Raw genomic sequence first — 21720 nt, 5'->3', positions numbered from 1 at the left:
TCGCACGGTTCCGGCGGCGCTCCCCGACTGCTGGCGGTTCGGTCCCGACTGCGGGCCGCGGGCTGGAAAATATCTCCGCTATCTTCGAGCGACCGAGACGAACGGTTTCAAGCCGTCGCGTCCGCAACGGTCGAGCAATGACAGATATCGTGTCCCAGTCCTGGCTCGCGGAGCGTCTGGACGACGTGCGCGTGGTCGACGTCCGCGACGCCTGGGAGTACGACGGCATCGGCCACCTCCCGGGTGCAGTCAACGTCCCCTTCGACGCGTTTCGCGCCGACGAGAGCGGCGAGCACGACGAGGGGATGCTCCCCGGGCGAGCGAACTTCGCGACGCTGCTCTCGGAGGCGGGAATCGCCAACGGCGACGAGATCGTCGCCTACGACGACACACACGGGGTCTTCGCCGCGCGCTTTCTCGTGACGGCGGCGCTGTACGGCCACGACCCCGCGGCGCTGCACCTGCTCGACGGGGACTTCTCGGCGTGGCAACTCGAACGCGAGACCAGCAGCGAGACGCCCGCGCCGACGCCGACGGAGTACGCGATCGAGCCACCGGCCGAGACGCCACTGGTCGACGCCGACGCGGTCGCCGAGGCCGTCGGCGGCGACGCCGTGATCGTCGACACCCGAGAGGAATGGGAGTACGAAGAGGGCCACGTCCCCGGTGCGGTCCGGCTCGACTGGCGCGAACTGGTCGACGACGAGAGCCGGGGCCTGCGCCCCGAGACGGAGATTCGGGAACTGCTGGCGTCGCGCGGGATCGTCCCCGAAGCGCGGATCGTCCTCTACTGTAACACGGCACGCCGGATCAGTCACACCTACGTCGTCCTGCGTCACCTCGGATACGACGATCTGGCCTTCTACGAGGGGAGTCTCACCGAGTGGAAAGCACAGGACCGTCCCCTGGAGACCGGCGAGAGCTGACCGTCTGGCGGTCGACGGCCTACTCCGTGTGTTCGGAATCCAGTTGGCGCTGGACCGCCGGCCGATCGTTCGTGAGCAACTCCACGGCTTCGACGAACAGCGCGACGACGAGCGGGCCGGCGATGAACCCGACGAGCCCGATCGAGAGCACACCACCGGTAAAGCCGATGAAGTAGAGGCTCGCGGGGATGTCTGCGGTGTAGGGTGCGAGCTGTGGCCGGATGATCGCGTCGGGGAGGAAACCGACGAAGACCAGTCCGATCACCAGCAGCGTGGCCGCTCCGGTCAGATCCCCGGCGACCACGTCCGTCGCAGCGACCAGCGCGATCAGGATGCTCGGGCCGACCACCGGAACGAACTGGAGGATGCCGGCCACGGCCGCCAGTCCGAAGGCACCGGAGTAGCCCAGACCGGCGAACACGAGGTAGGCGATGAGGAACGTGCCGAGTGCCGTCGCCCCCTGGAGGACGTAGATCGCGTACAGGGTGTTTCTGGTCCGCTCGTGCATCGTGCGGACGAGCGAGTGGAACTGGTCGGGGACCGCACGGAAGACGACTGCCGGTGCGGCACTCGGTCGCAACAGGAGCGCGTACACGAGCAGCGTGAAGAGAAACAGCTTCAGCCCGATGATCGGCGCGCTCCCGGCCACGTCGACGGCGAGGCCGGTGATCGCGACACGAGCGGTCGCGACCAGCGATCCGAGTTCGAAGCCAAACGGCATCCCCAGGATCTCGAACTCGAAGGCGGTCGGAAGCGTCCTGAGATACGCCAGCAGCGTTCCACGACGGCGGTACAGCGACCACAGCAGCGGGCCGATCAGCGCCGCGACGGCGAGGAAGGCGACGCTGGTCGCCGCAGCGGCGGCGATCCGACGGTGGACCCCTCGCTCGACGAGCAGTCGGCGCAGCGGATAGAGCACGTACGCGACCGTGATAGCGAAGAAGACGGTCGTCACGACGCTCCAGAGTAACACGATCGTCAACAGCCCCGTCGCGGCGACCAGCCCGACGAGCACTCCCTGTCGTCTTCGCATGCCACAGTACATTTCCCCCGGTCTCAAAAGCGTTCCCCGCCGGGAACACGGGCCGACTCACTCACAGTTTCCCACCGAGAAACTCCGAGTTCCGTTTTATACTGTCGGGCCGAGAACGATCGAATATGCGACGCACACTCTGCGCACTGCTCGTAGTGATCCTCGTGGTCGGCACGCTCCCCGGGACGGCGGCCGCGGCCAGCCGGACCGGCGGGACAGTCACGGTCGGCCCGGGCGAGACGATCGACGACGACCTCGAAGCGGTCGGCGGCACGGTCATCGTCGAAGGGACCGTCACGGGAGACCTCGACGCCACCGGTGGCACCGTCGTGATCGACGGCACGGTCGAGGGCGACGTCGAGGCGGCTGCCGGAACCCTCGACATCGGCGGGACCGTCGGCGGCGACGTCGAGGGCGCGGGTGGTTCCGTGACGGTCGAGGAGGGCGCTCAGATCGGCGGCAACCTGACCACCGGGGCCGGCTCGGCCACCGTCGACGGACGGATCGACGGCAACGTCGAGATCGGTGCCGAGGAGATCACGCTCGGCCCGACCGCCGACATCCGCGGCGACCTGACCTACGACGGCACCCTGAACCGCGCGGACGGCGCGACCGTCGGCGGAACAGTCGAGCGGACCGACAACGTGACCGTCAGCCCCAGCGGCCCGTCGTTCGCGTTGCCGACCGGGACCTTCACCGCCTACGGCGTCGTCGCGAACCTCGTCGCGGGGGCCGTCCTCCTGGTGGCGTTCCCTCGCTTCTCGACGAGCCTCGCCGACGACGTGACCGACGACCCCCTCCGGATGGGGGCGTTCGGACTGCTCGCGCTCGTCGGTGTTCCCCTGGTCTGTGTGCTCCTGTTCCTGACGCTGGTCGGCATCCCGCTGTCGATCGCCGGCATCGTCGCGTACGCCTTCCTCGTGTGGACGGGCGCACTGTACGGCCGGTTTGCCCTCGGGCGCTGGCTCCTCCGACAGATCGACCGGGACAGTCGGTGGCTCGCGCTGCTGGTCGGTGTCCTCGGAGTCGCTGCGGTGAAGTTCGTGCCGATACTCGGCGACCTCGTCGAGGCCGTCGTCGTGTTGGTCGGACTCGGAGCGCTCGTCATCGGCATGTACGATCGCTACCAGAGCGACGAGGACGAGGCCGAACCCGCCCCCGAGCCGGCCGCTGTCGACACCGAGCCGTCGGCCTGATACTGCCGGCTGTCACTTCGTGACGAGCTTCGCCGCCCCGGGGTGGCGAAATCGTTCATAGATGTACAGCCGGTCGTATGAGCGCCACGCGGCGACACGCTCAAGGGCGACCGTCCGAATCGAACCGTATGCGCGTGACAGTCGAGATCGTCGGGGGCGAGACCCACGAGGTCGATGTCGCGGCCGGCGACAGCTACGCCGACCTGCTGGCTCCGACCGACCTCAGCCCCCACACGGTCTCGATCCTGGTCGACGGCACGCCCGTCCCGGAAGATCAGCCCGTCGAGGCGGACCACGTCCGCGTGGTCCGGCTGGTCAAAGGCGGGTGACGTGGTAGCCGTCCCGGGAGAGCGAAATTCTTTCTGGCGAGCGAGCCGCCAGTACGAGACGATGCGGGTCCGCGAGGCGACGCCGGCCGACCGGGCTGCCGTCGCGAACGTCCTCGACGGGGCGGCTCTGGAGACCGAGCCGGCCCGGCTGAAAGCGAGCCTCCAGCGCGGCGAGACGCTGCTGGCGGTCGCCGACGACGGCGAGCGCGTGCTGGGAGCGCTCGTGCTGGACGGCGATCGGATCGTCAGCGTCGCCGTCCGCCGTCGCCGACGCGGGCAGGGGATCGGCTCGGCACTCGTCGAGCGCGCCCTCGCGGAACGGGGGCGGCTCGTGGCGGCGTTCGACGAGCGGGTCCGGCCGTTCTACGAGACGCTCGGCTTCGCGATCGAGCCGGTCGAGGGAGACGAGTCGCGCTATCGCGGTCGCCTGGAAGGTGAGTAGCGTATCGGGGCTCGTGCTGTCGGCTGTCACTCCGCGCTGGCGACGAGGGGCGTGACGATCTCGCGTCCGGCGGCGAGTAGCTCGTCGACCCGCTCGCGGCTCGTCGCCTCGGCGTACACCCGGAGCTTGGGCTCGGTGCCGGAGGGGCGAACGAGGAGCCAGGTGCCGTCTGCCAGCGTCATCTTGAAGCCGTCGACCGTCGAGACCGAGTCGACGGACTGGCCGGCCACGCTGTCCGGGAGCGCCGACTCCAGTGCCGCCAGCACGGGCTCCTTGCGGTCGTCCGGACAGTCGACGCTGCTCCGGCTCTGGTGGATCTCGCCGTGCTCGGTCAGCAGCGTGTCGACGCGCTCGTCGAGCGGGCGGTCGTGTGCGGCCGCGGCGGCCAGCAGCGCCAGCAGGACGCCGTCCTTGTTGCGGAGGTGTGCGGTGAGCCCGAACCCGCCCGACTCCTCGCCGCCCATCAGGGCGTCGTGTTCGGCCATCGCCGCGGCGACGTGCTTGAACCCGACTGCGGTCTCGTGGACCGACTCGCCGTGAGCCGCGGCGACGCGGTCGACGATCGAACTGGTCGAGACCGTCCGCACGACGCCGGCCGGCCCGGCACCGTCCGGTTCGCTCCCGCGTGTCGCCAGCAGGTCGTCGTACACCGCGGCGAAGAAGAGGTTCGGGTCGAGGAAACCGCGGTCGGGCGTCACGACGCCGATCCGGTCGGCGTCGCCGTCGTTGACGATCCCGAGGTCCGCGTCGCCGTCTCGGACCCGCTCGATCAGCGCCTCGACGCGCTCGGCGACGGGCTCGGGTGCGCCACCGCCGAAGTCGGCGTCTCGCTCACAGCGCAGGCGGACGAGGTCTGCCCCGGCCCGCTCTAGCAGGCGGTCGGTGACGCCGCGGCCGCTGCCGTGCATCGCGTCGTAGGCGACCGTCAGCCCGTCCAGATCGACCGGCTCGTCGCGGCTCTCTCCGGCGAACTCGACGGCGTGGTCGAGGTACGCCGCCAGCAGGTCCGTCTCCTCGACGCTCCCCCACTCGGACTCTGGCAGCGAGTCCGGTCGGGCAAGCGCCGCCTCGACGGCGTCGGTCGCGTCGGCCAGCGCCGGTTGGCCCCCGGCGGGCACGAACTTCACACCGTTGTACTCCGGCGGGTTGTGCGACGCCGTCACCATCAGCGCGCCGGCCAGCCCGCGGGACTGGACCGTCCACGCGACGACCGGCGTCGGGGTGTCTCGCTCGGGCAACACCACGTCGAAGCCGTTCGCACACAGCACGCGGGCCAGTTCCTCGGCGAACCCTCGCGAGTGCGAGCGTGCGTCGTAGCCCACGGCGACCGTCTCGCCGTCGTGGCCCGCCTCGCGGAGGTGGGTCGCGACCCCCTGGCCCACCATGCGGACCCGCTCGTCGGTGAACTCGTCGAGCGTCGCCCGCCAGCCGTCGGTGCCGAAGGCGATGGCCTCGGCGTCTGCGTCTGTCATGGCTGGCAGTGCAACCCCGGCCGGCAAAAAGCTCCCGTCCTCGCTACTCCCGACAGTCGCACTCGATCAGCCGCTCTTTTCGCCCCCGTGAGTACTGCTTGATCTCGTACTCGCGGCTCATCGCGGCCGAGCGGCTCTCGAAGGACTCGACGTGGACCAGCGCTACGGGCGTCCGACCGCGGGTGTACTTCGCGCCCTCGCCCGCGTCGTGTTCGGCCACGCGGCGCTGTACGTCCGTCGTGTAGCCCGTGTACAGCGTGTCGTCGGCACAGCGCAGGACGTAGACGTAGTGGTTGCTCATCGGTCGCGTGCCTGTGGCTGGGGCGTTCGTCGGCAGAACAGGGCGTCGCGTGGTACTGGTACCACGGTACGGGTGGCCCAGTCGGGCCTCACACCTTGTGGGCGCGCTCTCGGGCAACCTCGGCGATTCCAGCGTTCGCCGAACAGCTCGGGCAGGCGCGGACGTTGCCGCTCTTGTCCGCGAACACTCGAGCGAAACGATCCGACACGTGCGCGCCGCAGTGATCGCACTCTGGCATGGTTGGGGCCGGTCTCTCGGCGTCCGGCACTCACACGTATGGGAGCCAGTTCCATAGCCTCACATGCCAACACAGTTAGGGCGTTACGCACCGCTCGCATCGTCGATCTGGCGGGCGATCAGCCCGGCCTGCGTGCCGGCCGTGAAGCCGGCGTCGACGTTGACCGTCGAGAGGGCGGTACAGGACTGGAGCATGCCGGACAGCGCCGCTTCGCCCTCGCCAGCGTGGCCGTAGCCGGTCGAGACCGGGAGCCCGATCACCGGCACGTCGACGAGGCCGGCGACGACCGTCGGCAGCGCCCCCTCGCGACCGGCGGCGACGATCAACACGTCCTGCTCGCGCAGGGCCGGGAGCTGGTCGACGACGCGGACGAGGCTGGCGACGCCGACGTCGTCGACGCGCTCTACGTCGGCCCCCATCTCGCGGACGATCATCGCCGCCTCGCCCGCCGGGACCGCGTCGGAGGTGCCGGCGGTGACGACGCCGACGCTGGCGTCGAGGTCGGGTCGTTCGTACTCCGGGCCGTGGGCCACGAGCCAGCGGGAGCGCTCGGACCAGGACAGCGTCGCCGCCGGTGCCACCTCGTCGAGTCGCGCTCGGACCGCACCGGCCTGGGCTTCGTCGGCCCGGGTGACGATCGCTCGACCGGTCGTCGACAGCGCGGTCGCGGCCAGCTGTGCGACCTCCGTCGGTGTCTTTCCGTCCGCCAGCACCGCCTCCGGGACGCCGGAGCGTTGCTCCCGGGTCGCGTCGAATCGACCGGCCTCGCCCGTGGCGTAGCCGGCGAGTTCCGCCTCGGCCTCGGCGGGCGTGACCTCGCCCGCGGCGACGGCGTCGAGTAGTTCGCGCATACCCACTCTCTGGAGCGCGCACACTCGACTCTTTCCTAATACGACCGGCTGTACATCTGTGACTGATTTCGCCACCCCGGGTGGCGAAGCTCGTCACGAAGTGACAGCCGGCAGTATAACTGTTCGCCCGCCGCGTTCGCGCGCGAGCGCCGCACCAGCGGTCGCCAGCGGCGGTTTCGGTGGTCGAGGCCACCCCAAGGCGAGCCAGACCACCGTAGTTTATATGGGCTGCCGAGTGTCAAAGTGGCTCAAACCCCCGTCAATACCGGCGAGAGGGCCAGGATTCAGGAAAGTATTTAACATGGCACCTGGAACACGTTCTCTGTATGGCAGACCTAATCGTCAAAGCAGCCGTGAAGGAAGAGCTCGATGACATGAACGTTGCCTCCGACTTCTACACAGCCCTCGACGACGAGGTCGAGGAGCTGCTCGCAGACGCCGCCCGCCGAGCCGAGGCCAACGACCGGAAGACCGTCCAGCCGCGCGACCTGTAAGGTCGACACTCGATCGATTTTTTCGACGCGATCGACTAGCCGCAGCGCCCGAGTTACAGTTCTCTGACGGCGACACCGTCGTCGGTCCCGCAGTGGATCTCGTCGGCCACGCCGACGAACAGGCCGTGCTCGACGACGCCGGGGATCGTCGCGAGGTCCGCCGCCAGCGCTGCGGGGTCGGCGATCGCACCGAACGCGCAGTCGAACACGAGGTTGCCGTTGTCGGTCACCACCGGCCCGTCCTTGCGCTCGGCGCGGCGAAGCGCCGGCTCCCCGCCGAGTCGCTCGACGGCCGCCGCGACGGGCCGTCTGGCGTCCGGCAGCAGTTCGAGTGGAACCGTGTGATCGAGTACGTCCGCCTCCTTGGTCGGATCGACGACGACGAGGAGCCGGTCGGCCGCCGTGTCGACGATCTTCTCGCGGGCGTGGGCCGCGCCCCCGCCCTTGATGAGGTTCCCCCCGGCGACCTGGTCCGCGCCGTCGATCGCGAGATCGATCTCGGCGGCGTCGAGGTCGGTCAGCGGGATCCCGGCGTCCCGTGAGAGTTCGCGGGACTGAAACGATGTCGGAACCCCGGTCACGTCCAGTCCGGCGTCGACGGCCGCGCCGATCGCCCGTATCGCGTGGGCCGCGGTGGAGCCGGTTCCGAGTCCGACCACCATGCCGTCCTCGACGGCCTCGGCGGCCGATTCTCCCGCCGCGCGCTTCGCGTCGTCGCTCCCGCCCTGTTTCATGCCCGGAGGGTCCAGGGACGCGAACAAAACGTTTGTTCTCCGTGGCGACGCGCACCGGTAAGTAACGACAACGTTCCGTATCACTCGGGCGAACCGGTCACGCGTCCCGTGACCTCGAACAACGTCGGCACGAGGCGGTCGGTGACGACGACGTAGGCGAGAAAGAGCATCGCGACGCCCATGAAGGCGGCCCAGGCCCCTGCGGTCGTGTCGCCGGTCTGGATCGTCGCGAACGCGAACCGCTCGACGTACGTGCCGGCGACCGACAGTACCGCGGTGCTCAGGCCGGCGACGAGCAACTCGACGAGTTCGGGAAACAGATCGAACAGTTCCGAGTCCATGTACGGACCCACCAGAGTCGCTGCCGAGTACCTTTTGGTTCGCGGGATCGCAACGACTATGCGTTCCGCTCTTCCGATTTCGCACTATGGCAGGACGGTACGGTAACGTCGACTACGCGACGCTGACGAAACGAAGCTTCCTCCTCGGTGTCGCCCTGTTCGCGATCGGCGGCCTCGGTGGGATCGCCGCCGGTGCGACCGGCGGCCCGATCCCGGGCTGGGAGCAGACACTGCTGTTCGACCTGGAGCTGGTCGGCCTGGTGATCGCGCTCGTGACTCCGTTCCTGTTCGGGATCGTCCTCCCACTCACCGAGTGATCGGCGGGCGAGACTGATACGACCGGCTGTACATCTGTGACCGATTTCGCCACCCCGGGGTGGCGAAGATCCTCACGAAGTGACAGCCGGCAGTATGACCCGTGGGCCGAAGCGACGAGGTCGTCGGCTAGACGACGCATACTTTTTATCACGCTCTCGCGACCTGCCGGTATGTTCGGTACGAGCGGTATCCGGGGACCAGTCGGCGAGGCGGTGACCGCGGGGCTCGCCCTCGACGTGGGGCGGGCGCTGGGCGTCGAGGCCGATCGGGTGGTAGTCGGGCGCGATCCGCGCGAGTCCGGGGAGCTACTGACCGACGCGCTGGCGGCGGGACTGCGCGAGTCCGGGACCGACGTGATCGACCTCGGAGTGGCGGCGACGCCGACGGTCGCCCGTTCGGTAGGGTGGCGCGACGCCGACGCCGGGGCAGCGATCACGGCCTCGCACAACCCCGCGCCCGACAACGGGATCAAGCTCTGGCAGCCCTCCGGCCAGGCGTTCGACGAGGCCGGCCGCGAGCGGATCGCCGAGCGGGTCCGCGACGGCGTCGCCGACCTCGAAGCGTGGGACGGGCTCGGCACGCGGACGACGTGGGACGGCCGCGAGCGCCACGCGCGGACGATCGCCGACGCCGTCTCGCTCGCTCCGGCAGACGCACCCCCGGTGGCCGTCGATCTCGGCAACGGCGCGGGCGGCGTGAGCGTCGACGCGCTCCAGCGGCTGGGCTGTGCGGTCGAGACGCTGAACGCCCAGCCGGACGGCTCGTTTCCGGGCCGTCCCAGCGAACCGACCGCGGACAACTGCGCGTCCCTCTCTGCGCTGGTCGCGAACACGGACGCCGAACTCGGTGTGGCACACGACGGCGACGCCGACCGCCTGCGAGCGGCGACGGCCGACGGGCGTTTCGTCTCCGGCGACGAACTGCTGGCCGTGTTCGCCCGCGAGGCGGCGTCGCCCGGCGACACCGTCGCGGTGCCGGTCGACACGAGCCTCGCAGTCGCGGACTTCCTCGCCGAGTCGGACGTGGCGGTAGCGTACACGCCGGTCGGCGACGTGTACGTGGCCGAGCGAGCGAGCCAGTCGGGCGTCGCCTTCGGCGGCGAGCCCAGCGGTGCCTGGATCTGGCCCGACCAGACGCTGTGTCCGGACGGACCGCTTGCGGCCTGCCGGCTCGTGGCGCTCCACGCCGAGGAGCCACTCCGGGAACGCGTCGCCGCGGTGCCCGACTATCCGATCCGCCGCGAGAGCGTCGCGGTCGAGGACAAGCACGCCGTCGTGGATCGCCTGGCCGACCGGATCACCGCCGAGTACGACGACGTGGCGACGCTCGACGGCGTTCGGGTCGACCTCGGAGACGCGTGGTTCCTGGTCCGGGCCAGCGGGACCCAACCGTTGATCCGGATCACCGCCGAGGCACGAGACGAGGGGCGAGCGACGGACGCCTTCGAGATCGCGCGCGACGCCGTCGCTGGGGCTCGCGAGTGATACTGCCGGCTGTCCGTCTGTAACGACTGTTGCGACCCCGTGGTCGCACATATCTTGAAACAGTGACAGCCGGCAGTACGAGACCGACAGAGCTGCCCAGCCGAGCGCTCGCTGGGCGCGTTCGACTGTGCCGCGACGTGAGACGAGAGAACCCGCAGCGTTCGCGTGTCTGTCAGACCGCGCGACGATCGGAGACTATCCGCGCCGTTTCGACCGGGCTTCCCGAACGCCCGCGCCGTCGCGAATCTTGTCCTCGCACTGCGGACAGACCCGCGGTGCATCGACCCCGTTGGGTGTGAAGACCCGTGCGTAATCAGCCGTCACGAAGTTCCCGCAGTTCTGGCATTCCGGCATACGTCTCTCAACAAGGGAATCTGGCCTCTTAATGGTTCGTTCCTCCGATGCGAGCGCGGGTCGGGGTTCGGCGCGGACAGCGACGGCCGGCCGTCTCATACTGCCGGCTGTCACTTCGTGACGAGCTTCGCCACCCCGGGGTGGCGAAATCGGTCACAGATGTACAGCCGGTCGTATCAGAACTGGCTGGTGATCGAGCCGTCCTCGTCGAGTTCGACGACGCCGTCGAACAGCTCCCGGAACCGGTCGACCGTCTCGTCGTCGTGGACGCCGCGAGCGAGGTGGAACATCCCGACGGCGTCGTGGTCGGCCAGCAGGTCGAGGAGCCGCTCCAGCGCCTGGACGGCGCGGTCCTCGTCGGCGTAGTAGATCAGTTCCGTGACGGAGTCGAAGGTCACCCGCAGCTTGCCGTCGTGATCGGTCAGGAACGTCTCGGCCTCGTCGACGATGGCCTCCCAGTCGTCGGGTGCAGAGACGTAGCGGACGTTGTCGGACTTCCGGCGCGTGTACCCGCGCTCGACGGACAGCGTGTCGAGGATGGTCGCCCGGTCCTCGTCGACCTCGTAGTACTCCAGTTTCTGTTCGACCTCGCGGGCGGTCGTCCGCGTCGAGACCACCAGCAGGTGGTCGGTGTCGGTACTGAGGAAGTCGGTGTCCAGTCGGTCCGTCTCGCCGGTGCTCGGATGTAACAAGAGGATGCCCGTCCCGCCCGGGATCGACTCGGGCGTGTTCTCGATGGCGAGGGAATACTCCATGTGGTCGCAAAGGGTGCCCGGCGCGCTTTAGAGTATCGGTCGTTTCCCCCGACGAGAGATGTGACCACACCGATCGGGCAAGCGGTCCGACGGGCTCAAAAGACGCTGTCGGCGGTCGCGGCCCCGACGACGCTGAAGATCGCGCCCACGGAGACGGCCTTCAGCGTGGTCGTGAACACCCTCCGCTGGGTCGGCTCCGCCAGAATCTCCGCCTCGACGAGGAACGTCTGCGGTGCGGTGAACGCGAGCGCGAGGATCGCCACGGAGCCAAAGGAGACGCCCATCAGCGAGACGAACCGGATCGGCACACCGGCGACCTCGGCCTCGGTGTCGGGATCGCGGTCGTCGTCGGCCTTGTACAGCGCGCCGTAGCCGATCGCGAAGACGATGGCGACGACGAGGAGCGCGTGGGCGTCGGTCATGTTCGCCGCCAGCACCCACACCTCCTCGGTGACGACGAAGGGACCGGCCAGCAGGAACCCGCCGACGAGTTGCTGGGCCGTGTCGGCGATCCGATAGCGCGGGGGCCGTGCCATGCCGTGGTCTGGGCGGCGGGCCGGGAAAACGGTTTGTGTTCGACGGTCACAGCGACAGGGCACGCCGAAGTCACGTCCAGCCCTCGCGGTCGGAACATACGTGTCACGGTCGCGACCGTCCGAACCGCCTTTGTCCCGCCCCCGCGTTCGCTCGGGTATGAGCGTCAGCGACGCCTTCGACGAGTGGGCTCGTACGGGCAAAGATCAAGGGATGGAAGAGCGCCACTGGCACACGGCCAAGCACGCGCTGGCCCGCCTCCCGGCAGAATCTGGCGACACCGTCCTCGATCTGGGCTGTGGCAGCGGCTACGCCGGCCGTGCCCTGCGCGAGACGAAAGACGTGGGCCGCGTCTACGGCGTCGACGCCGCGCCGGAGATGGCCCACAACGCACGCGCCTACACCGACGACCCGCGGGTCGCCTTCGCCGTCGGCGACTTCGAGCACCTGCCCTTCGACGACGACAGCATCGACCACTGCTGGTCGATGGAGGCGTTCTACTACGCCCAGAACCCCCACACGGTGCTCGACGAACTCCGCCGCGTCCTGCGCCCCGGCGGGACCTTCTACTGTGCCGTCAACCGCTGGGAGGAGCACGTCCACTCCCACGAGTGGGAGGAACTGGTCGGCGTGCCGATGCTGCTGTGGAGCGAACAGCAGTACCGCGAGGCGTTCCGCGAGGCCGGCTTCGCCGTCGCGGGCCAGGACCGGATTCCGGACACGGAGACGGAGATCCCCGCCGAGAGCGAGTTCCCGACCGAGGACTGGGAGACGCGCGCGGCGATGGTCGAGCGATACCGCGAGTACGGCACGCTACTGACGGTCGGCGTCGTTCCCGAGTAGCGCTCCGTCGAGGCTGGCAGTTTCAAACCAGTTAAGGACGGTCCCACCCTCCGATAGGGTATGAGCGAGGTCGAGCGTTCGGGTCGGGAGGAAGTCTGGATCGAGAAGTACCGCCCGCAGACCCTGGCAGACGTCGTAGGCCACGAGACGATCGTCGAGCGCCTGCAGAGCTACGTCGATCGCAACGATCTGAGCCACATGCTGTTCGCGGGGCCGGCCGGCACCGGCAAGACCACGAGCGCGACGGCCATCGCCCGGGAACTGTACGGCGAGGACTGGCAGGAGCACTTCCTCGAACTGAACGCCTCCGACGAACGCGGGATCGACGTGGTCCGAGACCGGATCAAGAGCTTCGCTCGCACTTCTTTCGGCGGCGTCGACTACCGAATAATATTTCTTGATGAGGCAGACGCGCTTACTTCTGACGCCCAGTCAGCACTCCGGCGGACGATGGAGCAGTTCTCGAACAACGTCCGCTTCATCATGTCGTGTAACTACTCCAGCCAGATCATCGATCCGATCCAGTCTCGCTGTGCCGTCTTCCGCTTCTCGCCGCTGGGCGACGAGGCCGTCGAGGAAGAGATCCGTCACATCGCCGACGAGGAAGGGATCGAACTCACCGACGACGGCGTCGACGCGCTGGTCTACGCCGCCGGGGGCGACATGCGCAAGGCGATCAACGGCCTGCAAGCGGCCTCGGTCTCGGGGGACGTTGTCGACGAGGAAGCGGTCTTCGCGATCACCTCGACGGCCCGTCCGGAGGTCATCCAGGGGATGGTTCAGGACGCCATCGACGGCGACTTCACGGCCGCTCGGGCGCAACTGGACGATCTCATCACCGAGGAGGGGATCGCCGGTGGCGACATCATCGACCAGCTCCACCGGTCGATCTGGGAGTTCGACGTGCCCGACGAGCAGGCCGTCCGTATCCTCGATCGGGTCGGCGAGACGGACTACCGGATCACCGAGGGAGCCAACGAACGGATCCAGCTCGAAGCGATGCTGGCCTCGCTGAGCTTAGACGACTGATCAGAGCCGCGTTCGCAGCGCGGCCGCGACGACGCCCAGCACCAGCCCGTAGACGGCGTGCCACAGCAGCGACGGCGGCGCGAAGTTCGGGAACGGCGGCGAGGCCGGCGACCCGACGACGCTCAGCCAGACTGGCATCACCAGCGCGGCCAGCCCGATCCATGTGAGCACGCCCCAGCCGAGGCCGAGTCCCACGAGCCGGTTCGTCTCTCGCACGTCGAGTGCCTGTGCGAGCGCGGCGAAGCCGACGCCCAGTACGGCCCCGTGAGAGACGTGGACGGCCATCCCGAGGCCGGGGTTGGGCGGCGGCGCGAGGCCGTACAGCGACGGAATCGCGACGGCGAGCGTCGCGTCGTTCATCACCAGCACCAGTACACCCATCGCGAGCGCGCCAGCGATACCACCGAGGACGCCGGCCTTCCAGTCGGCGGTCCCAGCCGCGGTTCGCTGCGCGTCGACGTTTTCTGTTGACATGCGACCGGAGGATCGAAGGGGAAGATAAAACTCGTGTGGTGGTCGTGGCGCGTCTGGCACGACCGGGGAACGCTTAACAACGGCGTCGGCAGACGGCGCGTCACGCCGGCTGTCACGGATTGAGCCTTCGGAACTGTTTTACCCGCTGCTGGGCCAACAGTATCCCAATGAGCGACCTCGCCGACGAATATCGACTCGACTACTTCGAGGAGGAGGGGTTCGAGCGGCTGAAGTGTGGGACGTGTGGCGATCACTTCTGGACGCGCGACGCCTCCCGCGAGACGTGCGGTGAGCCACCCTGTGCCGAGTACGGCTTCATCGACGACCCCGGCTTCGAGGAGACCCTCTCGCTCGAAGAGATGCGCGAGACGTTTCTCTCCTTCTTCGAAGAGCGCGACCACGGCCGGGTCGACCCCTATCCCGTCGCCGCCAACCGCTGGCGCGACGACGTATTGTTGACCCAGGCGTCGATCTACGACTTCCAGCCCCACGTCACGACGGGCCAGTCGCCGCCGCCGTCGAATCCGCTGGTGGTCTCCCAGCCCTGCATCCGGATGCAGGACATCGACAACGTCGGCAAGACCGGACGCCACACGATGGCCTTCGAGATGGGTGGCCACCACGCGTTCAACGCCGACGAGGGGTCGGGCTACGCCTACGAGGGCGAGGTCTACTGGAAAGAGGAGACCGTCCAGTACTGCGTGGAGCTGTTCGAGGAGCTGGGCGTCGACAGCAGCGAGCTGACCCTGATCGAGGACGTGTGGGTCGGCGGGGGCAACGCCGGGCCGTGTTTCGAGGTGATCTACCAGGGCCTGGAGCTTGCGACGCTCGTGTTCATGCAGTTCGAGCAGGACCCCGACGGCGACTACGAGATGAAAGACGGCAACAGCTACTCGGAGATGGACCGCCGGGTCGTCGACACGGGGTACGGGATCGAACGCTGGACCTGGATGAGCCAGGGGACCCCGACGGTCTACGAGGCGATCTACCCCGAGATGATCGAGTTCCTGCGGGACAACGCCGGGCTCGACTACACCGACGAGGAAGACGAGATCGTGTTCCGGGCGGCCAAGCTGGCCGGCCACATGGACATCGACGAGGCCGAGGACGTCGAGGCGGCCCGCGACACCATGGCCGAGCAGCTGGGCGTCGAGACGGCGCGGCTGGTCGAGCTGATGGAGCCCCTCGAAGACATCTACGCAATCGCCGACCACTCCCGGACGCTCGCGTACATGCTCGGCGACGGCATCGTCCCCTCGAACGTCGGGACGGGCTATCTCGCGCGGATGGTGCTGCGTCGCACCAAGCGCCTCGTCGACACGGTCGGCGTCGACGCGCCCCTGGACGAACTCGTCGACATGCAGGCCGATCGCCTGGGCTACGACAACCGCGATACCATCCGCGACATCGTCCGGACCGAGGTCGAGAAGTACCGCGAGACACTGGACCGTGGCGGCCGGAAGGTCCGCCAGCTGGCCGACGACTACGCCGAGCGAGGCGAATCGATCCCGGTGTCCGAGCTGATCGAGCTGTACGACTCCCACGGCATCCAGCCGGACATGGTCGCGGAGATCGCCGCCGAGCGGGGCGTCGACGTGGACGTGCCCGACAACTTCTACGGCCTCGTCGCCGACCGCCACGGCGGCGGCCAGGCCGTCGAGGCGGAAACGACGGTCCCACACGAGGAACGGCTCGACGAACTCCCGGAGACCGACCGGCTCTACTACGAGGACCAACAGCGCATGGAGTTCGAGGCCGTCGTCCTCGAAGTGTTCGACCGCGAGGACGGTAATTACGACGTGGTGCTCGACCAGACGATGTTCTACCCCGAAGGCGGGGGCCAGCCCCCAGACCACGGGACGATCTCGACCGACGACGTCACCGGTGAAGTGACCGACGTACAGGTCCACGGCGGCGTCATCGTCCACACGTGTGACGAGGACCCCGGGACCGGCGAGTTCGTCCGCGGGCAGGTCGACGCCACCCGTCGCCGTCGGCTGATGCGCCACCACACCGCGACACACGTCGTCATCCACAGCGCCCGGCAGGTGCTGGGCGAGCACGTCCGTCAGGCCGGCGCACAGAAGGGGACCGACTCCTCGCGGATCGACATCCGCCACTACGAGTCGATCAGTCGCGAACAGGTCAAGGAGATCGAGCACCGCGCCAACGAGATCGTGATGGACAACGCCGCCGTCACCCAGGAGTGGCCCGACCGCCACGAGGCCGAGAAAGCGCACGGCTTCGATCTCTACCAGGGCGGGATCCCGACCGGCGAGCAGATCCGCCTGATCCACGTCGCCGACGACGTGCAGGCCTGCGGTGGCACCCACGTCGACCGGACCGGCGACGTGGGAGCCATCAAGCTGTTGAACACGGAGCGGATCCAGGACGGCGTCATCCGGCTCACCTTCGCCGCCGGGGACGCGGCCATCGACGCCACCCACGAGGTCGAGGACGCGCTCTACGAGACGGCCGAACTGTTCGACGTGGCACACGGCGACGTGCCCGAGACGGCGGCACGCTTCTTCGACGAGTGGAAGGCCCGCGGCAAGGAGATCGAGGAACTGAAAGAACAGCTCGCCGAGGCCCGCGCGAGCGGCGGCGGAGACAGCGAGGCGGTCGAGGTCGCAGACACGACCGCCGTCGTCCAGCGCATCGACGCCGACATGGACGAACTCCGGGCCCAGGCCAACGCCGTCGTCGACCAGGGCTCGATCGCCGTGCTCGGTTCCGGTGCCAGCGGTGCGCAGTTCGTCGTCGCCGTCCCCGACGGCGTCGAGGTCAACGCGGGCGAAGTCGTCGGCGAACTCGCTTCCCGCGTCGGCGGCGGCGGCGGCGGCCCGCCGGACTTCGCACAGGGGGGCGGCCCAGACGCCGACAAACTGGACGCGGCACTGGACGACGCACCGGAGATCCTCAGACAGATCGCGAACGTCTGATCGGGACCGTCCCCGTTGCTTTGCTGTTCCCGCAGTCGCGAGTTCGGTCACGGCTGCGGGCTGATCCGTCCTGACGATCAGAGCACCAAGCTACTTTTAGGTCGGTCCAGAAGGGCCGACCGATGCCATACTGTCTGGCCTGCGGGACGAAGTCCGATTTCGAGACACAGACGTGTCCGTCCTGTGGGCAGGCGGTCAGACACCGGATCGATCCGCCGGGAGACGCGTTTCCGGAGCCGTCCGAGCCGGAAGTCCCCTGGGAGGAGGGGGACGCTGAATCTGGGGCTGACGACGCCGAATCTGGGACGGACGACGCCACGAACGGGGCCGAGGCCGAGGAGTCGAAGCCACTGGCGGGGATCGACGACACGCTCGCGGTCGAGGACGACGAAGCGGGCGACACTCCGCCGTCGACGGACCCGTCGGGCCCGTCCCCCTTCGCCGATCGCTGGTCGTTCGGCGTGGCGGCGACCTATCCGGTCGACGAGGACTACCGGCCGCTGGTCGTCGGCGGGATCGTGGAACTGATCGCGCTCGTGTTGCCCGTCTTCTCGCTCGTCACCGTCGGGTACGGCTTCCGGCTCTGTGGCGCGGTCGCGCGCGGCCAGCGCGAGCGGCCGGCGTTCGACGACTACGGCGAGTCGCTGGTCGGCGGGCTCCAGTCCCTGCTCGTGGCGGGGCTCTACGGGGTGATCCTGCTGGTCGGTGGGGGGGCCGCAGCGGCGGTCTGGACCGTCGACGAACCACTCGGGATCGCACTGGGCGTGACGACCGGCGTGCTGGGACTCTACCCATTCCCGGCCTCGCTGACGGTCTACGCCGCGACCGGCGAGTTGGGAACGGCGTTCTCGCGGGCGTCGGCCGGTCGGTTCGCGACCTCGGGGACGTACGTCCGGGCGTGGCTCGCCTGGCTCGCCGGGATCGTCGCCGTCGCCCTCGCGGCGGTGCTGTCGGTGATCACGCTCGTCGGCCCCGTCGTCGTCCGGGCCTGGGGTACCTACTCGCTGGGAGTGTTGTGGGGGTACTACTACCGCAGCGCCGCCGCCGCGGGCGTCGTCCCACCGGCCTCCGACGAGCCCGTTCGGTGAACCGATACGCACAACGGGCTCGCGAGCCACGGCTCGACTATGCCGACCGCGACAGCCGACGGCGTCGCAGTACACTACGAGCGCGACGGGGACGGCGAGACAGTGGCGTTCGTCAACGACGTAGGGGCCGGCGCGTGGCTCTGGAGCTGGCAACACGGCGTCGTCGCCGGGCCCTACGAGAGCCTCGTGTGGGATCTGCGTGGGACCGGGCGCTCGGACGCGCCGCCGGGTCCCTACAGTGTTGACCGACTCGCGGCCGATCTTGAGGCAGTGTTTTCCGACGCCGGGGTCGCGCGGGTCCACCTCGTCGGCGCGGGACTGGGCGGGATGGTCGCCCTGGCCTACGCCCACGAGTACGACCGCGGGGCGTCGCTGACGCTCTTCGGGACCGCCGCCAGCGGCGACGCCGTGACCGACCGGCTGGCCGACCTCCGTGCCCCGCTGGACGACCGCGAGGCGCTCGCGGCGTCGCTGCAGACCGCGTTCGCCTCGGACCTGACCGACCATCCGACCATCCGCGAGGAGATGGTCGAGTGGCGGCAGGCCGACGACGCCGACCCGACGGCGTGGGACGCACAGGCCGCCGCGATGCGGTCGTTCGAGGCCCCGCCGCTGTACGAGATCACGCTGCCCACGCTGGTGTTACACGGCGTCGACGACGAGATCGTCCCGGCGTCGGCCGGCGAGTCGCTGGCTCGGGACCTCCCGCGAGGGGAGTACCGCGCCGTCGAGGGCGGCCACTGGGCCTTCGTCGAGGAGAGCGCCGCGGTCTCGGACGCACTGGTGGGCTGGCTCGACGAGCAGACGAGCGACGCGTGACCGGCCGCCCCGCCAGCGGCGTCGCGGAGATCGGCAAATACGACCACGTATCTGTACGCTTTTGTGACTCGACCCGCTGACTAGGAGTGATGAGTCTCAGGATCGCCTTGCTGAACGCGGCCCACGACGGGGCGCTCAACCGCCGGAACTTCCGGCGGGAGCTAGACGCCGACCTCGTCGAGTACGACGTGACCGAACGCGAACTGCCCGACACCTTCGCGTTCGACGGCTGTCTCCTCACCGGGTCCCGCGCCTCCGTCTACTGGGAGGAGCCCTGGATCGCGGACCTGACCGCGTGGGTCCGCGACGCGGTCGACCGCGACGTGGCGTTCCTGGGCGTCTGTTTCGGCCACCAGCTGCTCGCTCACGCGCTGGGCGGCGAGGTCGAGCCGATGGACGAGTACGAGATCGGCTATCGGACGGTCGAGCACGACGGCACCAGCGAACTGCTCGACGGCGTCGACGAGCAGTTCACCGTCTTTACCACACACTCCGACCGCGTCGTCGAACTCCCGCCCGGAGCCGAGCAGTTCGCTGCGAACGACTACGGCATCCACGGGTTCCAGACCGAGGACGTGTTCTCCGTCCAGTTCCACCCCGAGTACGACCCGGAGACGGCCCGCGAGGTCACGCGGGGGAAAGACGAGCAACTCTCCGAGGCACGGATCAAGCAGGTGCTCGACGGGATCACGGCCGAGAACTACGACGCCGCCTGCGAGGCCAAGCGACTGTTCGACAACTTCACGCAGTACCTCCGAGAGCGAGCTGTGACGGGGGAGTCCGGCGGCGTCGCGGCCGCAGACGACTGATCGGTCGGACGCCGACTACACTCCGATCCGGTCGAGCACCCGCTGTTCTACCACGAGGACGACGACGGCCACCACGATCAACAGCGCCGCCCGCGGCGTCGTGAGGATCCCCAGCGAGACGATGAGCGTCGTGGCACACGCGGGAGCGTGGCCGGTGTCGGTGGCGACCATGCCGGCGGTCGTCAGGCCGACGGCGACGACGCCGCTGGCGGCCAGTCGGAGCGCCGAGATCGACCCCGGAGTGGTCAGCGTGTCGATGCCGATGCCAGCGCCCAGGGCGTGGAACGCGACCAGTCCCGCGAGGACGCCGATGGCGTGGCCGGCGACGACGCGGCGCGGCGCACACTCCGGGGCCGCCGGGGTCGTCGCGAAGAGGTACGCGGTGGGACCGAGGCTCGGAAAGAGGAAGGGGAGACCGCTGAGCCACACCGCACCGGCCAGCGTCGACAGCAGTGTCGCCGCTCTGACCGCCTGCCGAAGCCACAGCGCTCGCGGTGCCGTCACTGTGCCGGAGGCTGCCGATCTGTACAGTAAAGCGTGCTGTTTCCACGCAGTGCCGACGCGTGTCGTCACGGCCTCCGTCACCGCGGACCACACTTTTGCCCGCGCCACGCGTAGCCGTCGTATGCTCGACTATCTCGACCTCGAAGCCGACCGCGACGGGGAGGCGCGTCTGATCCGCGACACCGCACGCGAGTTCGTCGACGAGCGCGTCCGCCCGTCGATCGGCGAGTGGTTCGAGTCCGGGACCTCGCCCGACCACCTGTTCGAAGCGATGGGCGAGCTGGACTTCTACGCGCCGACGCTGTCGTGGGGAACGCTTCCGGGCGTGAGTCCGGAGGCCTACGGCCTGCTCATGCGGGAGCTAGAGGCCGGCGACTCGGGCGTGCGCTCGATGGCCAGCGTCCAGGGCGCGCTCGTGATGTACCCGATCCACGAGTTCGGCAGCGAGGCCCAGCGCGAGCGGTGGCTCCCCGACCTCGCTGCGGGCGAAGCGGTCGGCTGTTTCGGACTGACCGAGCCCGAACACGGCTCCGATCCGGCGAGCATGGCGACCACCGCGGTGCCCGACGGGGACGGCTATCGGCTCACCGGGACCAAGACGTGGATCACGAACGCGCCCATCGCCGACGTGGCCGTGATCTGGTGCAAGATCGACGACGGGGACGGCGAGACCGACGGCCCCGTCCGGGGCGTTCTGGTCGATCTTGACGGCGACAGTGTCGAGACCAGCGAGATCGACGGGAAGCTCTCGATGCGGGCCTCCTCGACCGGCGAGATCCACCTCCGGGACGCGTGGGTGCCAGAGGACGCCCTCCTGCCCGGCGTCGAGGGAATGAAGGGGCCGCTGTCCTGTCTCACCGAAGCCCGCTACGGCATCGCGTGGGGCGCGGTCGGGGCCGCCCGAGACTGTTTCGAGACCGCCCGCGAGTACACGACCGACCGCGAGCAGTTCGGCGGGCCGATCGCCCGCTTCCAGCTCCAACAGGAGAAACTCGCCGAGATGGCGACCCGCATTACGACCGCACAGCTGCTCGCCGACCGGCTCGCGGCGCTGAAGGCGCGGGGCGACCTGCGGCCCCAGCAGGTGTCGATGGCCAAGCGCAACAACGTCCGGATGGCCCGCGAGGTCGCACAGACCGCCCGCGAGATGCTGGGGGGCAACGGGATCACGACCGACTACCCGCCGATGCGCCACGCCGCCAACATGGAGACCGTCTACACCTACGAGGGGACCCACGACATCCACACGCTGATCCTGGGTGCGGATCTGACGGGGATCGACGCCTTCGAGTAGGGAATCGCGTCGCGAGCGGACTGCGCTCTCACGACGACGAAGCGTGACGACCCACACCGCAGGCTGCGCAGTTACCTGTGGCGGCTACTGTCTCCCGAGGTGCGAGTCGAAGGCGG

The 21720-nt window shown here is 69.0% G+C and carries 26 protein-coding genes; 14 read left to right on the top strand and 12 right to left on the bottom strand.

Going from position 1 to position 21720, the window contains the following annotated elements; genetic code table 11:
- The first annotated feature begins 137 nt into the window (after positions 1-137).
- The gene (locus AC5FRZ_RS02840; RefSeq protein WP_493563800.1) at positions 138-926 is read left to right on the top strand and encodes a sulfurtransferase; all 789 of its coding nucleotides are present in this window, start codon (positions 138-140) and stop codon (positions 924-926) included.
- 19 nt (positions 927-945) lie between these two features.
- On the opposite strand, the gene AC5FRZ_RS02835 is transcribed toward AC5FRZ_RS02840, so the two are convergent.
- Complete coding sequence (locus tag AC5FRZ_RS02835) at positions 946-1959, bottom strand: AI-2E family transporter (protein WP_170093332.1); 1014 nt, start codon at positions 1957-1959, stop codon at positions 946-948.
- A 125-nt stretch (positions 1960-2084) separates the two neighbouring features.
- Between AC5FRZ_RS02835 and AC5FRZ_RS02830 the strand changes: the two genes are divergently transcribed.
- The 3 genes from AC5FRZ_RS02830 (at position 2085) to AC5FRZ_RS02820 (ending at position 3926) form a co-directional block, all read left to right on the top strand.
- Complete coding sequence (locus tag AC5FRZ_RS02830) at positions 2085-3155, top strand: DUF8173 domain-containing protein (protein WP_493563799.1); 1071 nt, start codon at positions 2085-2087, stop codon at positions 3153-3155.
- 128 nt (positions 3156-3283) lie between these two features.
- Positions 3284-3484 (top strand): ubiquitin-like small modifier protein SAMP2, encoded by a 201-nt coding sequence (gene samp2, locus AC5FRZ_RS02825; RefSeq protein ID WP_208627718.1) that lies wholly within the window; start codon positions 3284-3286, stop codon positions 3482-3484.
- Positions 3485-3545: 61 nt separating this feature from the next.
- Positions 3546-3926: a GNAT family N-acetyltransferase gene (locus tag AC5FRZ_RS02820; RefSeq protein WP_170095325.1), complete on the top strand. Its 381-nt coding sequence runs from the start codon at positions 3546-3548 to the stop codon at positions 3924-3926.
- 26 nt (positions 3927-3952) lie between these two features.
- Here AC5FRZ_RS02820 and AC5FRZ_RS02815 read toward each other — a convergent pair whose 3' ends face one another.
- The 4 genes from AC5FRZ_RS02815 to larB all read right to left on the bottom strand — a co-directional run bounded on the left by AC5FRZ_RS02815 (position 3953) and on the right by larB (position 6788).
- Positions 3953-5398, bottom strand: a complete 1446-nt coding sequence (locus AC5FRZ_RS02815) for a phosphoglucomutase/phosphomannomutase family protein (protein ID WP_493563798.1) — start codon at positions 5396-5398, stop codon at positions 3953-3955.
- Between the two features lie 43 nt (positions 5399-5441).
- A complete protein-coding gene (locus AC5FRZ_RS02810) occupies positions 5442-5699 on the bottom strand; it encodes a GIY-YIG nuclease family protein (RefSeq protein WP_493563797.1) in 258 nt (85 codons plus the stop codon).
- 88 nt (positions 5700-5787) lie between these two features.
- Positions 5788-5937, bottom strand: a complete 150-nt coding sequence (locus AC5FRZ_RS02805) for a DUF7563 family protein (RefSeq protein WP_015762110.1) — start codon at positions 5935-5937, stop codon at positions 5788-5790.
- 83 nt (positions 5938-6020) lie between these two features.
- A complete protein-coding gene (larB, locus tag AC5FRZ_RS02800; RefSeq protein WP_493563796.1) occupies positions 6021-6788 on the bottom strand; it encodes a nickel pincer cofactor biosynthesis protein LarB in 768 nt (255 codons plus the stop codon).
- 326 nt (positions 6789-7114) lie between these two features.
- Here larB and AC5FRZ_RS02795 point away from each other — a divergent pair, with 326 nt between their 5' ends.
- Positions 7115-7282, top strand: coding sequence for a DNA-binding protein (locus AC5FRZ_RS02795; protein WP_015762108.1), 168 nt, complete (start codon positions 7115-7117; stop codon positions 7280-7282).
- 53 nt (positions 7283-7335) lie between these two features.
- Here AC5FRZ_RS02795 and rpiA read toward each other — a convergent pair whose 3' ends face one another.
- Both rpiA and AC5FRZ_RS02785 read right to left on the bottom strand, forming a co-directional pair.
- Positions 7336-8016: a ribose-5-phosphate isomerase RpiA gene (rpiA, locus tag AC5FRZ_RS02790; protein WP_493563795.1), complete on the bottom strand. Its 681-nt coding sequence runs from the start codon at positions 8014-8016 to the stop codon at positions 7336-7338.
- 80 nt (positions 8017-8096) lie between these two features.
- On the bottom strand, positions 8097-8357 hold the full coding sequence (locus AC5FRZ_RS02785) for a DUF8151 family protein (protein ID WP_208627714.1): 261 nt from the start codon (positions 8355-8357) through the stop codon (positions 8097-8099).
- Positions 8358-8443: 86 nt separating this feature from the next.
- Here AC5FRZ_RS02785 and AC5FRZ_RS02780 point away from each other — a divergent pair, with 86 nt between their 5' ends.
- Both AC5FRZ_RS02780 and glmM read left to right on the top strand, forming a co-directional pair.
- Positions 8444-8674, top strand: coding sequence for a DUF7860 family protein (locus tag AC5FRZ_RS02780; RefSeq protein WP_493563794.1), 231 nt, complete (start codon positions 8444-8446; stop codon positions 8672-8674).
- A gap of 171 nt (positions 8675-8845) precedes the next feature.
- The gene (glmM, locus tag AC5FRZ_RS02775; protein WP_372479746.1) at positions 8846-10159 is read left to right on the top strand and encodes a phosphoglucosamine mutase; all 1314 of its coding nucleotides are present in this window, start codon (positions 8846-8848) and stop codon (positions 10157-10159) included.
- A 195-nt stretch (positions 10160-10354) separates the two neighbouring features.
- On the opposite strand, the gene AC5FRZ_RS02770 is transcribed toward glmM, so the two are convergent.
- The 3 genes from AC5FRZ_RS02770 to AC5FRZ_RS02760 all read right to left on the bottom strand — a co-directional run bounded on the left by AC5FRZ_RS02770 (position 10355) and on the right by AC5FRZ_RS02760 (position 11804).
- Positions 10355-10513 carry a DUF7563 family protein gene (locus AC5FRZ_RS02770; RefSeq protein ID WP_431195460.1) on the bottom strand — a complete coding sequence of 53 codons (159 nt, stop codon included), beginning with the start codon at positions 10511-10513 and terminating at the stop codon, positions 10355-10357.
- 176 nt (positions 10514-10689) lie between these two features.
- A complete protein-coding gene (locus AC5FRZ_RS02765) occupies positions 10690-11268 on the bottom strand; it encodes a DUF7090 family protein (RefSeq protein WP_153552253.1) in 579 nt (192 codons plus the stop codon).
- Between the two features lie 95 nt (positions 11269-11363).
- Positions 11364-11804, bottom strand: coding sequence for a DUF2391 family protein (locus AC5FRZ_RS02760; protein ID WP_153552252.1), 441 nt, complete (start codon positions 11802-11804; stop codon positions 11364-11366).
- A 157-nt stretch (positions 11805-11961) separates the two neighbouring features.
- Here AC5FRZ_RS02760 and AC5FRZ_RS02755 point away from each other — a divergent pair, with 157 nt between their 5' ends.
- Both AC5FRZ_RS02755 and AC5FRZ_RS02750 read left to right on the top strand, forming a co-directional pair.
- Positions 11962-12645, top strand: a complete 684-nt coding sequence (locus AC5FRZ_RS02755) for a class I SAM-dependent methyltransferase (protein WP_170093323.1) — start codon at positions 11962-11964, stop codon at positions 12643-12645.
- 60 nt (positions 12646-12705) lie between these two features.
- Positions 12706-13674, top strand: coding sequence for a replication factor C small subunit (locus AC5FRZ_RS02750; protein ID WP_208627708.1), 969 nt, complete (start codon positions 12706-12708; stop codon positions 13672-13674).
- On the opposite strand, the gene AC5FRZ_RS02745 is transcribed toward AC5FRZ_RS02750, so the two are convergent.
- Positions 13675-14148 carry a DUF6789 family protein gene (locus AC5FRZ_RS02745; protein WP_153552091.1) on the bottom strand — a complete coding sequence of 158 codons (474 nt, stop codon included), beginning with the start codon at positions 14146-14148 and terminating at the stop codon, positions 13675-13677.
- 167 nt (positions 14149-14315) lie between these two features.
- Here AC5FRZ_RS02745 and alaS point away from each other — a divergent pair, with 167 nt between their 5' ends.
- The 4 genes from alaS to AC5FRZ_RS02725 all read left to right on the top strand — a co-directional run bounded on the left by alaS (position 14316) and on the right by AC5FRZ_RS02725 (position 19806).
- Complete coding sequence (gene alaS / locus AC5FRZ_RS02740) at positions 14316-17090, top strand: alanine--tRNA ligase (protein WP_493563793.1); 2775 nt, start codon at positions 14316-14318, stop codon at positions 17088-17090.
- Positions 17091-17212: 122 nt separating this feature from the next.
- Positions 17213-18178 (top strand): DUF4013 domain-containing protein, encoded by a 966-nt coding sequence (locus tag AC5FRZ_RS02735; protein WP_493563792.1) that lies wholly within the window; start codon positions 17213-17215, stop codon positions 18176-18178.
- 39 nt (positions 18179-18217) lie between these two features.
- Positions 18218-18997 carry an alpha/beta fold hydrolase gene (locus tag AC5FRZ_RS02730; protein WP_372479752.1) on the top strand — a complete coding sequence of 260 codons (780 nt, stop codon included), beginning with the start codon at positions 18218-18220 and terminating at the stop codon, positions 18995-18997.
- 89 nt (positions 18998-19086) lie between these two features.
- Positions 19087-19806 (top strand): type 1 glutamine amidotransferase, encoded by a 720-nt coding sequence (locus AC5FRZ_RS02725; protein WP_170093316.1) that lies wholly within the window; start codon positions 19087-19089, stop codon positions 19804-19806.
- A 15-nt stretch (positions 19807-19821) separates the two neighbouring features.
- On the opposite strand, the gene AC5FRZ_RS02720 is transcribed toward AC5FRZ_RS02725, so the two are convergent.
- Positions 19822-20310, bottom strand: coding sequence for an HPP family protein (locus AC5FRZ_RS02720; protein WP_372479753.1), 489 nt, complete (start codon positions 20308-20310; stop codon positions 19822-19824).
- Between the two features lie 121 nt (positions 20311-20431).
- Here AC5FRZ_RS02720 and AC5FRZ_RS02715 point away from each other — a divergent pair, with 121 nt between their 5' ends.
- A complete protein-coding gene (locus AC5FRZ_RS02715; protein ID WP_493563791.1) occupies positions 20432-21604 on the top strand; it encodes an acyl-CoA dehydrogenase family protein in 1173 nt (390 codons plus the stop codon).
- The last annotated feature ends 116 nt before the right edge of the window (positions 21605-21720 follow it).

The sequence above is a fragment of the Halomicrobium sp. HArcht1-1 genome (assembly GCF_058933285.1).
This window is presented reverse-complemented; position numbering and strand designations above follow the sequence as displayed.